11 protein-coding genes are annotated in these 11,475 nt (G+C 68.0%); 3 read left to right on the plus strand and 8 right to left on the minus strand.

Annotated features, from left to right (window positions below):
* Positions 1–228: 228 nt before the first annotated feature.
* From SGR02S_RS06185 to SGR02S_RS06205, 5 genes are all read right to left on the minus strand, one after another.
* Positions 229–867 (minus strand): VOC family protein, encoded by a 639-nt coding sequence (locus SGR02S_RS06185; RefSeq protein WP_082737042.1) that lies wholly within the window; start codon positions 865–867, stop codon positions 229–231.
* Between the two features lie 30 nt (positions 868–897).
* On the minus strand, positions 898–1,515 hold the full coding sequence (locus SGR02S_RS06190) for a glutathione S-transferase family protein (RefSeq protein ID WP_067106896.1): 618 nt from the start codon (positions 1,513–1,515) through the stop codon (positions 898–900).
* A 97-nt stretch (positions 1,516–1,612) separates the two neighbouring features.
* Positions 1,613–2,284, minus strand: a complete 672-nt coding sequence (locus SGR02S_RS06195) for a carboxymuconolactone decarboxylase family protein (RefSeq protein WP_255211403.1) — start codon at positions 2,282–2,284, stop codon at positions 1,613–1,615.
* Positions 2,271–2,666 carry a nuclear transport factor 2 family protein gene (locus SGR02S_RS06200; protein ID WP_169799648.1) on the minus strand — a complete coding sequence of 132 codons (396 nt, stop codon included), beginning with the start codon at positions 2,664–2,666 and terminating at the stop codon, positions 2,271–2,273. The genes SGR02S_RS06195 and SGR02S_RS06200 overlap by 14 nt, the downstream gene beginning before the upstream one ends.
* Positions 2,667–2,698: 32 nt before the next feature.
* Positions 2,699–4,018, minus strand: a complete 1,320-nt coding sequence (locus SGR02S_RS06205) for a spinster family MFS transporter (protein WP_067106791.1) — start codon at positions 4,016–4,018, stop codon at positions 2,699–2,701.
* A gap of 106 nt (positions 4,019–4,124) precedes the next feature.
* Between SGR02S_RS06205 and SGR02S_RS06210 the strand changes: the two genes are divergently transcribed.
* A complete protein-coding gene (locus SGR02S_RS06210; protein WP_067106794.1) occupies positions 4,125–4,895 on the plus strand; it encodes an SDR family NAD(P)-dependent oxidoreductase in 771 nt (256 codons plus the stop codon).
* Between the two features lie 152 nt (positions 4,896–5,047).
* Here SGR02S_RS06210 and SGR02S_RS06215 read toward each other — a convergent pair whose 3' ends face one another.
* On the minus strand, positions 5,048–7,243 hold the full coding sequence (locus SGR02S_RS06215; protein ID WP_067106797.1) for a TonB-dependent receptor: 2,196 nt from the start codon (positions 7,241–7,243) through the stop codon (positions 5,048–5,050).
* A 119-nt stretch (positions 7,244–7,362) separates the two neighbouring features.
* On the opposite strand from SGR02S_RS06215, the gene SGR02S_RS06220 reads away from it, so the two are divergent.
* Positions 7,363–7,866 carry a DUF3237 domain-containing protein gene (locus SGR02S_RS06220; protein ID WP_067106800.1) on the plus strand — a complete coding sequence of 168 codons (504 nt, stop codon included), beginning with the start codon at positions 7,363–7,365 and terminating at the stop codon, positions 7,864–7,866.
* Between the two features lie 186 nt (positions 7,867–8,052).
* Here SGR02S_RS06220 and SGR02S_RS06225 read toward each other — a convergent pair whose 3' ends face one another.
* Complete coding sequence (locus SGR02S_RS06225; RefSeq protein WP_067106804.1) at positions 8,053–9,219, minus strand: CaiB/BaiF CoA transferase family protein; 1,167 nt, start codon at positions 9,217–9,219, stop codon at positions 8,053–8,055.
* Between the two features lie 138 nt (positions 9,220–9,357).
* Between SGR02S_RS06225 and SGR02S_RS06230 the strand changes: the two genes are divergently transcribed.
* Positions 9,358–10,272, plus strand: a complete 915-nt coding sequence (locus SGR02S_RS06230) for a hydroxymethylglutaryl-CoA lyase (RefSeq protein ID WP_082796985.1) — start codon at positions 9,358–9,360, stop codon at positions 10,270–10,272.
* Positions 10,273–10,284: 12 nt separating this feature from the next.
* Here the strand turns inward: SGR02S_RS06230 and SGR02S_RS06235 are convergent, their stop codons facing one another.
* A complete protein-coding gene (locus SGR02S_RS06235) occupies positions 10,285–11,457 on the minus strand; it encodes a CapA family protein (protein ID WP_082796986.1) in 1,173 nt (390 codons plus the stop codon).
* Between the last annotated feature and the right edge of the window lie 18 nt (positions 11,458–11,475).

An 11,475-nucleotide genomic window follows, 5' to 3' on the forward strand; every position in this document is an offset into this window, starting at 1 on the left:
CGAACTTGTTTCAGAGCCTGCCCCGGACCCGATCCGGGGGGCCATGGCCTGCCCCCGAAGCGAGCGCGGCGTACAAGGAGATATCCGGCCATGGATGCTGAAAACGAGTTCAGCATGACGAAGGCTGGGGAGGACGGGACGCCTGCCTCATATTTGCAAACGATATAATCGCCAAAAAAAGGGCCCGGCGCGCGGCCGGGCCACAGGGGGTTCCCAGTGGACCCGGGACTATTCGGCGGGCGTCATCTCGCCGGCCAGCGCCGCGTCGTTCGCCGCCAGTGCCTTGTTGCGCAGGACGAATCCCTCGCGCCGGGTGCCGTCGGCCTGGCGCGGGTCGTGCGCGACGTCGGCGTCGGTGAACTCGCCGTTCGCCATCGTCCACGCCGCGAATTCGAGGCAGACGCCGTCGGGGTCGAAGAAATAGATCGAGCGGACATAGACGCTGTCGTCGAAGCTGTCGGCGACCTGCGTTTCCGAATTGTCGTGGTTGAGGATCGGCGTGACGTCGATGCCCTTGTCGATCAGCCGCTGGTGATATTCCTCGAACTTCTCGGCGGGCACGTTGAAGGCGATGTGGTTCATCGAACCGTGCGCCGACATGAAGTTGCCGCGGGTCGGCAGCGCCTCTGGCGCCGCGATGCCGGGCGCCGCCTCGGGCGCTTCGGGGAACCAGAAGAAGGCGAGGCTGTCGCCGTTGCCGAGGTCGAAGAAGAAATGCTGTCCGCGCCCGCCCGGCAGGTCGAGCGTCTTGACGAGCGGCATGCCGAGGACGTCGCGATAGAATTCGACCGTCTTCGCCATGTCCTTGCATACCAGCGCCAGGTGGTTGACGCCGCGAAATTCGAATTCCTTATTGGTTGCAGCCATGATCCGTCTCCTTCGTGCAATCGGCTGTAGTCAGTTCGGGTTGGCGCCGGGGCGGGCCTTCATCCCCGCGAACCAGCGCGCGATGTTGGTGCAGGCGGGGTCGAGCGGCTGGCCCACCGTGGCACCGAAATCGAGAAAGGCGAAAAGCAGCAGGTCGGCGAGGCTCAGCCGGTCGCCGGCGATGAAGTCGCGCCCGGCGATCAGCGGATCGAGCCAGCGCAGCCCGTCCTGCGCGATCGCCTTCAGCCCCGGCGCCGCCTCCGGCACGCAGCGCGTCCGCGATTCGAACAGCGGCAACCCTTCGGCGAAGCGGAAGCCGTTGGCGAGCGGCTCGCAGATCTTGAGGTCGACGCGGCGCACCCACATGCGCGTGCGTGCGCGTTCCTCGGCCGTGGTGCCGATCAGCGGCGGCGCGGGAAAGCGCTCCTCCAGATATTCGCAGATCGCGGTGATCTCGGTCAGCACCGAGCCGTCGTCGAGCGCGAGCGCGGGGGTCTGCCCGGCGGGGTTCACCGCGCTGTTATAGGGCGCGCGCCGGTTCTCGCCGCCGCGCAGGTCGACCTCGACCGTGGGGATGTCGATCCCCTTTTCCGCCATGAACAGGGTCACGACGCGGGGGTTGGGGCCGACCGAATGATAGAATTGCATCGCCATCCTCTCGGCACGATTCCTAGCATGTTCAGAGCCAACCGTCAATTAACTTGACGGTTGGCTCCGCGTCCCTTCGCACGACCCTTTCGCCCGGTCATTCGGGCTTGCGCGCCGGGGCGCTCAGGAAGTCGGCGGCGTTGAAGCCCTCGGGCGCCGCGATCTCGACGATCGGCTCCTCGCGCGCGTCATATTCCATGCGCAGCGCGCGGGTGATCACCGCGTGCATGTCGTAAAGGCAGGTGATGTAGGTGAATTCGAAGATCTGCTCGTCGTCCCAGAAGCTCTTGAGCTTGTCGAACACCGCGAGCGGGACGCGGCCGCCCGCCTGGCTGAGGCAGTCGGCATAGGCGAGCACGGCGCGTTCCTGCTCGTCGAAGCAGTCGGCGACCGCCCAATGCGGGATGGCGGCGATCTTCTCGTCGGACACGCCGAGCCCGCGCAGCGACTTGCAATGCTGCGAAAAGACGAACTGGCTGCCCTTCACCCAGCCCGCGCGCGTCTGGCCGAGCTCGCGCAGCACCGGGTCGATCTTGCGCGCCGGATGGCGATAGACCGCGAAGCCGTCGACCGCATGCTTGAAGATGTCGGGCGCGAGCGCATAGACGGTCCACCAGTCGCCGGGCGTGCCGGTCGCGGTGCCTGGCTCGGCGACCGGGTCGCGATCGCCGAACAGGCGGTTGTAATAGGCGATGACGGTCTCGTCGGTCACTTCGGACCGGGGGACCTGGCGCAGCACGGGCATGGCGTCCTCCTCAGGCGTCGGCATATTTGCGGAATGCGGCAACATGCGCCGAATCGAAATATTCGTCGAGCCGCGCGATCTTGCCGTCCTCGACGCGGCAGACGATCGCGCAAGGCAGCCGCACCGCGACGTCGTCGTGCACCCGCCGGCCCTTCAGCACATGCTGCTGGACGAAGCCGCCGGGAAAGACGTGGAGCTGGCGCTCGGCATAGGCGCGGTCCTTGATCCGCGCGACCATGCCGGTCAGCGTCGCGGCGGTCTGCTCGGGGGAGACGATCGCCTCGTCGCTGTTGTGCCAGATCTCGGCGTCGGGAGTGAAGCTGGCCTTCATCGTCTCTATGTCGCCGGCCTCGATCGCGTCGAAGAAGCGCTGGGCCATCGCCCGGATATCGTCCTGTTCTGCCATCATCGTCTCCCGATCGTTTCCTGAAAATAGGGTCACTCGGCGAAATCGCCCTCGAGGTGGCGGGCCATCGCATATTGCGCGACCCCGGCCGCGGCGGCGAAGGGCAGGATGCTCAGCAGCGCCCAGCGCAGGCTCTCGTCGCCATGCACCGCCTTCAGCGCGTCGCTGACCATGCCCACGAACAGCGGCCCGAGCCCCAGCCCGACAATGTTGAACATCAGCAGCAGCAGGGCCACCGACGTCGCGCGCGATCCCGGCGGGGTCAGGTTCTGGACCAGCGCCAGTGCGGGCGCCACATAGACGGTGCAGGCCGCCATCGGCAGCAGCATCAGCGCCAGCGACAGCCGCCAGTCGTCGACCAGCAGCGCCGCCGCCAGCGTGGGAACGAGGATCAGCGTCGCGAGCGCCGGAATCGTGCCATAGGCCCGCGTCGAGCGGCGCGCGAAGCGGCTGACCAGCCAGCCGCCGCCGAGGATGCCGATGCCGAAGGTGAGTCCCGCGGCGCTCGCATACCAGGTCGCCATCGCCTCGAGCGGCATCTTCTGCGTCCGCATCAGGAAGGCGGGAATCCAGTTGAGCATGCCATAGCTGACGAAGGCCGCGAGCCCGCTGCCGACCAGCACCATCCGCAGCGAGGGGCGGCGGACGAAGGCGGCGAAGCATTGGGCGAAGGTCGGGCTGGCGTCGACGGCCGTCCCGGCGTCCGCCGGCACGCGCGCCGGCGCGTCCATCTGCCCGCGCGGCGGCTCGCGCACCAGCCAGACGAGCAGCGGGGCGACGACGAGCCCGACGAGCCCGACCGCGAAAAAGGCCTGGCGCCAGCCGATGTGCGCGGCCGCCCACGCGCCGAAGGCCGTGCCGAGAAAGACCCCGAACGGCCCGTTGAGGGTGAAGAGGCCCGACACGAACGGCCGCTGCGCCGGCGGATAATAGTCGGCGAGCACCGACAGCGACGGCGCGGTCCCGCCCGCCTCTCCGGTGCCGACGCCGAAGCGCATCACCGCGAGTTGCCAGAAATTCGACACCATGCCGCACGCGGCGGTGAAGACGCTCCATATCACGCAGGCGATGCCGACCAGCTTCACGCGGTTCCAGCGGTCGGCGATCATCGCCACCGGCACGCCCATCGCGGCATAGAAGAGCGCGAAGGCAAGGCCGGTGAGCAGCCCGAACTGGGTGTCGCTGAACTGCATCTCGGCACGGATCGGCTCGACGAGCACAGAGAGGAGCTGGCGGTCGAGGAAGTTGATCGTCCCGACGAGGAACAGCATCGCGAGCGCGACGGTCCGGCGAAGGCCGAGGCCGCGATCGGGCGGTGCGGCGCCTGCTTCCAGCGCGGTGGCTTGCGTCATGGCTCTCCCCGAAACGTGATTCTTGCTTCGCCGGAATGCTTAGGTATTTAAGTTTATCTGTCAACGCGCTTTACGGTCGACCGGGCGCGGCAGCGGGAGAGATAGCATGGACATCAAGGGAAAACGCGCGATTGTCACCGGGGCGGCGTCGGGCATCGGCCGCGCGACCGCGCTGATGCTCGCCGGGCGCGGCGCGGCGGAGATCGCGCTCGTCGATATCGACGGCGCGGGGCTGGAGGACAGCGCGCGGCAGGTCGCGGCGCTGGGCGCGCACGCGATTCCGCATCGTCTCGACCTTGCCGACCTCGCGGCGGTCGCGGCGTGGTTCGGCGCGCAGGGCGATGCCGACATCCTGCACAACAATGCCGGGGTTGTGTCGGGCCCCGACGCCTTTCCCGAAATGCCCGTCGACCGGATCGGCTGGATCGTCGACGTCAACCTGACCTCGCTGGTCGTCGCGACGCAGATCGCGGCGCGGGCGATGCGGGCGCGCGGCGGCGGCGTGATCGTCAACACCGTGTCGACCGTCGCGCTCGGCCCCGGCTTTCGCGATGCGATGTATGCGACGACCAAGGCGGGGGCGATGATGTTCACGCGCTGCTGCGCGGCGCTGAAGGCCGACTGGAACGTCCGCGTCATGGGGGTGCTCCCCGGTCTCACCGACACGCCGATCCTCCACACGACCGGCGGCGACCGCGCCGCCGACTGGATGGCCCCGATCCTCGCCAACAACGAACGCTGCCAGCCCGAAGACATCGCCGCGGCGGTGATCGACCTGATCGAGGACGACGGTCTTGCCGGCGGCGACTGGGTCGCGGTGCGGCGCGAGCAGGGCGTCGTCACGCGGCAGTGGGGACACGACACGCCGGCGGCATAGAGTGTCTTCACCGCCCGCCGACTCCGAAAATACGGCAAGACGACAATCCGGAGCGCCGGTTTTGATCCAATCAAAACCGAACACTCTATAGAAAACGGCCCCCTCCGTCGACGCGGAGGGGGCCGCCTTCACCCCAGGGACTGCCCCCTGTTTTAGAATTTCACCCCGGCCTCGATCGCGATGTTGCGCGGCGGTTCGACGAACAGGATCGAACGTTCCGAGGTGGTGATCGGGACCGGCAGGCGGAAGGCGCTGCCGGTGGTCAGCTTGTCGGTCAGGTTCTTGCCGACCAGCGCGATGTGCCAGCTGTCGTCCTGCGGCGCGAATTGCAGGCGCAGGTCGAGCTTCGCATAGCCGCCCTGATAGCCATAGAGCGGGCTCTGGTCGTCGGAGTCGAAGAAGCCCGAGCGGCCGCCGAGCACCGCCGTGCCGTCGAGCTTGTAGTCGCTGACGTCGACGCGGCCGTGGACCGCGACGTTGCCGGTGAACTTCGACGTATAGGGCAGGCGGCGCCCGCTGAGATCGCAGATCGGGCCCGTCATGCCGGCCAGGCAGGGGGCGTCCGGATAGCGATCATATTTGATGTCCTGATAGGCGGCCGACGCCGTGATGTCGAAATAGCGGCTCGGCGCGATGCGCAGCGAGGCCTCGACGCCCTTCGCCGTCGCCGATGCCGCGTTCTTGGTGATGTAGGACGAGGAATCGGGGTCGTAGCCTGAGGTCTGGAGGTTGGTGAACTTGGTGTCGTAGACCGACAGGTTCAGCGTCGCGCGGCCGTCCCACAGCGTCGACTTGATGCCCGCCTCCCAGTTGCGCGAGCGTTCGGGCTTGTAGACGAAGGTCGCGTCGGTGGTGCCGAAGGTGTTCGACACGAAGCCGCCCGACTTCGACCCGCGGCCATAGACCGCATAGACCATCAGGTCGCGCGAAAGGTCGTACTGGACCGTGATCGACGGATCGGTCAGGCCTTCGCTGATCGAACCGCTGGCCGTGGTCAGCGGCCGGAACATCTGGCCGTCGAGCAGCTTGCCGCTGAACGTCCCGTCCTTGTGCGTGTTGGTGTAGCGCAGGCTGCCGATGATTCGCACGCCTTCGACCGGGCGCACGGTCGCCTGGCCGAACACTGACAGGGTGCGCGATTTCTGGTGGAAATAGAGCTGGTTCAGCGAGACCAGATTATAGGCACGCAGGTCGTAGTAGAGAAAGGGGTCCACATTGTAGCGCGCGGTGTCGTAATAGGCGCCCACGACATATTCGAGCGCGCCGCCGGTCGGCGACAGCAGGCGGAGTTCCTGCGAGAACTGGTGGAAATTCTCGGGATATTTGTTGGCGACCGAATTTTCGACGACCGGACCAGCGGGCGTCTGCTGGTCGAAATAGTTGGTGACGTCGCCGTTGAACCACGAATAGCCGGTGATCGAGGTCAGCGTGTGGTCGCCGACCTTGAGATTGGCGATGACCGAACCGAGCACCGAGCGGTTGCTGTAACCTTCCCGGCCGAGCGGATATTCCTCGGTGTAGCGCTCGAGCTTTGGGCGCTGCCTGGTGTTGACGGGACTCGACACGCCGAGCCCGCCGATGCGGTCGTAGTTCGATATTTCGAGCTTCGCCGACATGTCGAAGCTGTCGCTGGGTTCCCACAGCGCGCTGACGCGGAACAGCTGCAGCTTGTTGCGCGGGTCGTCGCGGCCCGTGGCGAGATTCTTGATATAGCCTTCCTGATTCTGGAGCCGCGTCGCGACGCGCAGGCTCAGCGTGTCGCTGACCGGGCCGGAGACATAGCCGGTCAGGTCATAGCCTTCGAGGTCGAAATTATAGGTGCCGGTGACGCCGCCCTCGAACGACGAGGTCGGGCCGGCGCTGACGACGCTGACCGCGCCCGCCGGCGTGTTCTTGCCATAGAGCGCGCCCTGCGGCCCGCGCATCACCTCGACGCGCGCGACGTCGAAGAAGGGGTTGAGCGCCTGGCGCATCTTGCCGGCATAGACGCCGTCCATATAGACGCTGACCGCCTGGTCGAACGAGAAGTTCTGCGGCGGCGAGCCGAAGCCGCGGATATAGATGGTGTCGTTGCCGTTGGTCTGCTGCACGAAGACGTTGGGGACGTAATTCTGTACCGCCTTGAAATCGACGGCGGCAAAGTCGGCGATGCGTTCGCCGCTGACCACTTCCATCGAGATCGGCACATCCTGCAGATTCTGCGCGCGCTTCTGCGCGGTGACGATGATCTCGCTACCGGTCGCGGCGGTGTCGGCGGCATCCGCGGCCTGCGCCATCGCCGGTGCCGCGCCCGCGGTCATCGCGGCCAGGGCCACGCCGGATAGCAGAATCGGATGAAGAAACTTCATATGCACCCTCCCTTTTCGTTGTTCCGGCATCCCGATAGCCTTCGGGGTCCGTCAATCTGATTGACCCTTAGTATACTAATGGTTTTATACTGTCCATAGCTTTGGCAGGAGGATTCAGCATGACGCAGCAGGATAAGGCGCCGGTTCCGGCGGGACTCGAAAGCCGCCACCTGTGCACGGTGGAGTTCGATGTCGGCGGCGGCATCATCGCGATCGGGGCGTCGCCCTTTGGCGAGCAGCGCGTCGGCTATGTCACCGGCGGGCGCATCCTGGGGCCGCGAATCACCGGCGAAGTGCTGCCGGGCGGCGGCAACTGGCCGCGCTCGGGCCGGATCGGCGATGCGGCGGTGGGCACCTTCGACGCGCGCGCGGTGTGGAAGACGGACGAGGGCGACCTCATCTACCTGACCTATACGGGACGCAGCCTGATCCCCGACGACGTCCGGGCGCTGTTCGCTGACCCCGCGAAGCCGCCGGTCGATCCGTCGCGCTATTATCTGCGCATCGCCGCGGTGTTCGAGACCGCGAGCGAGACCTACGGCTGGCTCAACGGCACCCTCGCGGTCGGGGTGGGCGAGGTCACCGGCTTCGGCGTGCGACACGTCTTCTACGAGATCGGGTGACGGTTCCGCCGTTCCGGCGCGTGAGGATTTTGAATGGACCCGCTTGCGTCATTGCGAGCGGAGCGAAGCAATCCAGGGCGGCATAAGTCCACTCTGGATTGCCGCGCGGCTCCGCCGCTCGCAATGACGGGTCGTTTGGGGGCGCCTTATCCCTCGCTCAATTCGCGATGACGATGCGCCAGCGTCCTACCCCTCGCGCCCCAGCCAGCGTTCGAGCACTGCGTCGGTGTCCTGTCCGACCGCGACCGGGGCGGGGCGGCGGATGCTGCCCGGCGTCGCCGACAGCTTCGGAAAGACGCCCTGCATGGTGACGGTTCCGAACTCGGCGTCGGGCACCGTGACCAGCGCCTCGCGCGCGGCGAAATGCGGGTCGGCCATCATCTCCTCGGCGTCATAGATGCGCCCGGCGGGGACGCTCGACTCGATCATCTTCGCTTCGAGTTCGGCGACGGTCAGCGTCGCGGTCCATTCGGTGATCAGCGCGTCGAGTTCCTCCTGATGCGCGCCGCGCGCGAGATGGGTCGCGTAGCGCGGGTCGGCCGCAAGTTCGGGCCGCCCCATCGCCGCGGCGAGGCGCGCGAAGATGGCGTCGCCGTTGGCGCCGATCAGATATTCGCCGTCGCGGCACGGATAGACGTTCGACGGCGCGATCCCCGGCAGGGTCGATCCGGTGCGCCGGCGCCGGGTGCCGCTGACCGAATAATCGGACACGGTCGATTCCATCACCTGCAGCACGGCTTCGTAGAGCGCCGAATCGACAATCTGTCCCTCGCCCGTCCGCTCGCGGTGGTGGAGCGCGGCGAGCGCCCCCATGCAGCCGTAGGTCGCGGCGAGGGTGTCGCCGATCGAGACGCCCATGCGCGCGGGCGGCCGGTCGGGATAGCCGACGATGGCGCGCCACCCGCCCATCGCCTCGCCGATGCCGCCGAAGCCGGCGCGCGCCGCATAAGGGCCGGTCTGGCCGTAACCCGACACGCGCACGACGATCAGCCGCGGGTTGGCGGCGCGCAGGTCGGCGGGGTCGAGATTCCATTTCTCGAGCGTGCCGGGCTTGAAATTCTCGATCAATATGTCGGCGCGGGCGGTCAGGTCGCGCGCCAGCTGCTGCCCCTCGTCCGACCGCAGGTCGCAGGCGACCGAATATTTGTTGCGCGCGATCACCCGCCACCAGCTCGGCTTGTCGCCCTGGCCCCAGTGGCGCATCGGGTCGCCGGTCCCGGGGGGTTCGAGCTTGACGATCTCGGCCCCCATGTCGCCGAGCAGCTGGCCGCAGAAGGGACCCGCGATCAGCTGTCCCATCTCGACGACGCGAATGCCGTCGAGCGGCCCCTTGCTCTTCCCCGTTGCAGTCATGATCTTCCTTTCGGCATCGATGTCGCTTCATGATAGGACGCCGGACGCGATCCGTCGTCCCCCCTTGGCCTCGATATACTTAGAGTGCTATGTATTTTTCAACCGCCAATGGGATGGCGAATGCGGAAAGGGCAGACGATGACGGGGTTTCGCAAGGTCGAGATGGTCGAGGTCGGGCCGCGCGACGGGCTGCAGAACGAGGCGGCGGTGGTCGCGACCGCCGACAAGGCCGAACTCGTCCGCCGCGCACTGGCCTATGGGGTGCGGCGCATCGAGGTGACGAGCTTCGTCAACCCGAAGAAGGTGCCGCAGCTCGCCGACGCCGAGGAACTGGTGGCGCTGCTCCCCGACCGCGACGACGTCACCTACATCGGGTTGGTGCTCAACCGGCGCGGCGCCGAGCGCGCGCTGGCGACCGGGCGGATCGACGAGCTGGGCGCGGTGTGCGTGACGAGCGATACGTTCGGAATCCGCAACCAGGGACAGAGTTCGGCCGAATCGCTGGCGGCGGCGGCCGAGATCGTCGGGCTGGCGAAAGCGGCGGGGCGCGGCGGCCAGATCACCATCGCGACCGCCTTCGGCTGCCCGTTCGAGGGCGAGATCGCCGCGGCGCGCGTCGTCGAGATGGCGAAGCGCGCCGCCGACGCGGCGCCGCGCGAGGTCGCGCTCGCCGACACGATCGGCGTCGGCGTCCCGGCGCAGGTCGCCGAACTGGTGGGCCGGGTGCGCGAGGCGATCGCGCCGCTGCCGGTGCGCGTGCATTTCCACAATACGCGGGGATCGGGGCTCGCCAATGTCTGGGCGGCGGTCGGCGAGGGCGCGGCGAGCGTCGACGCGGCGCTCGGCGGCCTCGGCGGCTGCCCCTTCGCGCCGGGCGCGGCGGGCAATGTCGCGACCGAGGATGTCGCCTATATGCTCGAACGCAGCGGCGTCGCGACCGGGCTCGCGCTGCCGGGAGCGGTCGAGGCGGCGGGCTGGTTCACCGGCGTGATGGGCCGGCCGCTGCCCGCGATGGTCAGCAAGGCGCCCGCCTTTCCGCCCCCCGCCGCCTGAGCGCGGCGCGCGCTAGGCCGGTGCGACCTCGATAGTCCAGCCGCCGCGGCGCGACCGCTGGGGCGGCCCGAAGCGTGCCGATGCGCCGAGCCGGTCGCTGAGCGCCTCCAGCCGCTCGGCGATCGACCGCGCCGACGCGGCGGATGCCAGCCGCGGGCTGCCGCGCACGCGCCGCCCCTCGTGGACGAGCCCCTGGGCGTCGAGCTGGACCGGGACCAGCCGCGTCGCCGCGACCCGGCCGTCGATCAGGTCGAGTTCGGCGATCGCCGATTGCCAAGCCTCGGGACCATAGGCACCATCGGGCTTTTCGGACTGGAATATGAAGGACGACAGCCCGTGGAACAGCGGCGCGCCGCGGTGAAATTCCATGCCCTGCAGTTCGGGAACGCCGTGCGCGACGAAGGTCGCGGCGCCCGCGTCGACGGCGCGCCGCGCCAGATCGCGCTGCCACGCCGGCGTGTCCGACTTGCGCGGCTCCCAATAATGATTGTGGAGATAGGCGATCACCGCCGCGCCGCCGGTCGCGGCGAAACGGATGGCGCCGAGATAGCGTTCGACGTCGGCCGCGACCAGCGCCCCGCCTGGTTCGCGCCGCAACTCGTTGACGCCCGGCTGCGTCGCGGTCGCGGCGGCGCCGTCGCGGATCGCGCCCGCCGCCGCCGCGACCAGTGCGACCCGCCCCGCGACGCCCGGCGCGCTGGCCTGCGCCAGGTCGCGGCCCGTCCCGGCAAAGGCCAGCCCGCGCGCCCGCAACGCCTCGATCGTCGACACGATGCCGCCGGTGTCGAGGTCCCAGGCATGGTTGTTCGACGTCGCCACGATATTGACGCCGATCGCCTGCAGGCAGTCGATCACCTCCGGTTCGGCGACATGGAGCACCTCGCTGTCCGCCGGGCGGGTCGACCGGCCGGCCAGCGGTCCGCCGATCACCGTTTCGAGGTCGGTGAAGACCAAATCGCGTCCCGCCAATACCCGCCGGAATTCGCCCAGGCCCCGCCAGCCGATCCGGCGCAGATCGGTCTTGATCAGCGATTGGCCGAGCAGGCTGATTCGCAGCGGGCGATGCCCGGCTCCCGCAACAACCGGCAGGAATATCAGGGGAAAACCGGCCTTCAGCAGGCATCGCCGTGTTGGCGCATCGAAACCGGTCGGCCCCATGACTCGTCCCCCTTTGATATCAGCCATACAAAGATTGTTTGGATC

The sequence above is a fragment of the Sphingopyxis granuli NBRC 100800 genome (assembly GCF_001591045.1).
GTDB lineage: Bacteria > Pseudomonadota > Alphaproteobacteria > Sphingomonadales > Sphingomonadaceae > Sphingopyxis > Sphingopyxis granuli.

Bases quoted from the DNA above. Each gene is read 5' to 3' on its own strand.
- SGR02S_RS06195 (WP_255211403.1), bottom strand. From the start codon at position 2,284: ATGCCGACGCCTGAGGAGGACGCCATGCCCGTGCTGCGCCAGGTCCCC.
- SGR02S_RS06205 (WP_067106791.1), bottom strand. From the start codon at position 4,018: ATGACGCAAGCCACCGCGCTGGAAGCAGGCGCCGCACCGCCCGATCGC.
- SGR02S_RS06215 (WP_067106797.1), bottom strand. From the start codon at position 7,243: ATGAAGTTTCTTCATCCGATTCTGCTATCCGGCGTGGCCCTGGCCGCG.
- SGR02S_RS06220 (WP_067106800.1), top strand. From the start codon at position 7,363: ATGACGCAGCAGGATAAGGCGCCGGTTCCGGCGGGACTCGAAAGCCGC.
- SGR02S_RS06230 (WP_082796985.1), top strand. From the start codon at position 9,358: ATGACGGGGTTTCGCAAGGTCGAGATGGTCGAGGTCGGGCCGCGCGAC.
- SGR02S_RS06225 (WP_067106804.1), bottom strand. From the start codon at position 9,219: ATGACTGCAACGGGGAAGAGCAAGGGGCCGCTCGACGGCATTCGCGTC.
- SGR02S_RS06200 (WP_169799648.1), bottom strand. From the start codon at position 2,666: ATGGCAGAACAGGACGATATCCGGGCGATGGCCCAGCGCTTCTTCGAC.
- SGR02S_RS06235 (WP_082796986.1), bottom strand. From the start codon at position 11,457: ATGGCTGATATCAAAGGGGGACGAGTCATGGGGCCGACCGGTTTCGAT.
- SGR02S_RS06190 (WP_067106896.1), bottom strand. From the start codon at position 1,515: ATGCAATTCTATCATTCGGTCGGCCCCAACCCCCGCGTCGTGACCCTG.
- SGR02S_RS06210 (WP_067106794.1), top strand. From the start codon at position 4,125: ATGGACATCAAGGGAAAACGCGCGATTGTCACCGGGGCGGCGTCGGGC.
- SGR02S_RS06185 (WP_082737042.1), bottom strand. From the start codon at position 867: ATGGCTGCAACCAATAAGGAATTCGAATTTCGCGGCGTCAACCACCTG.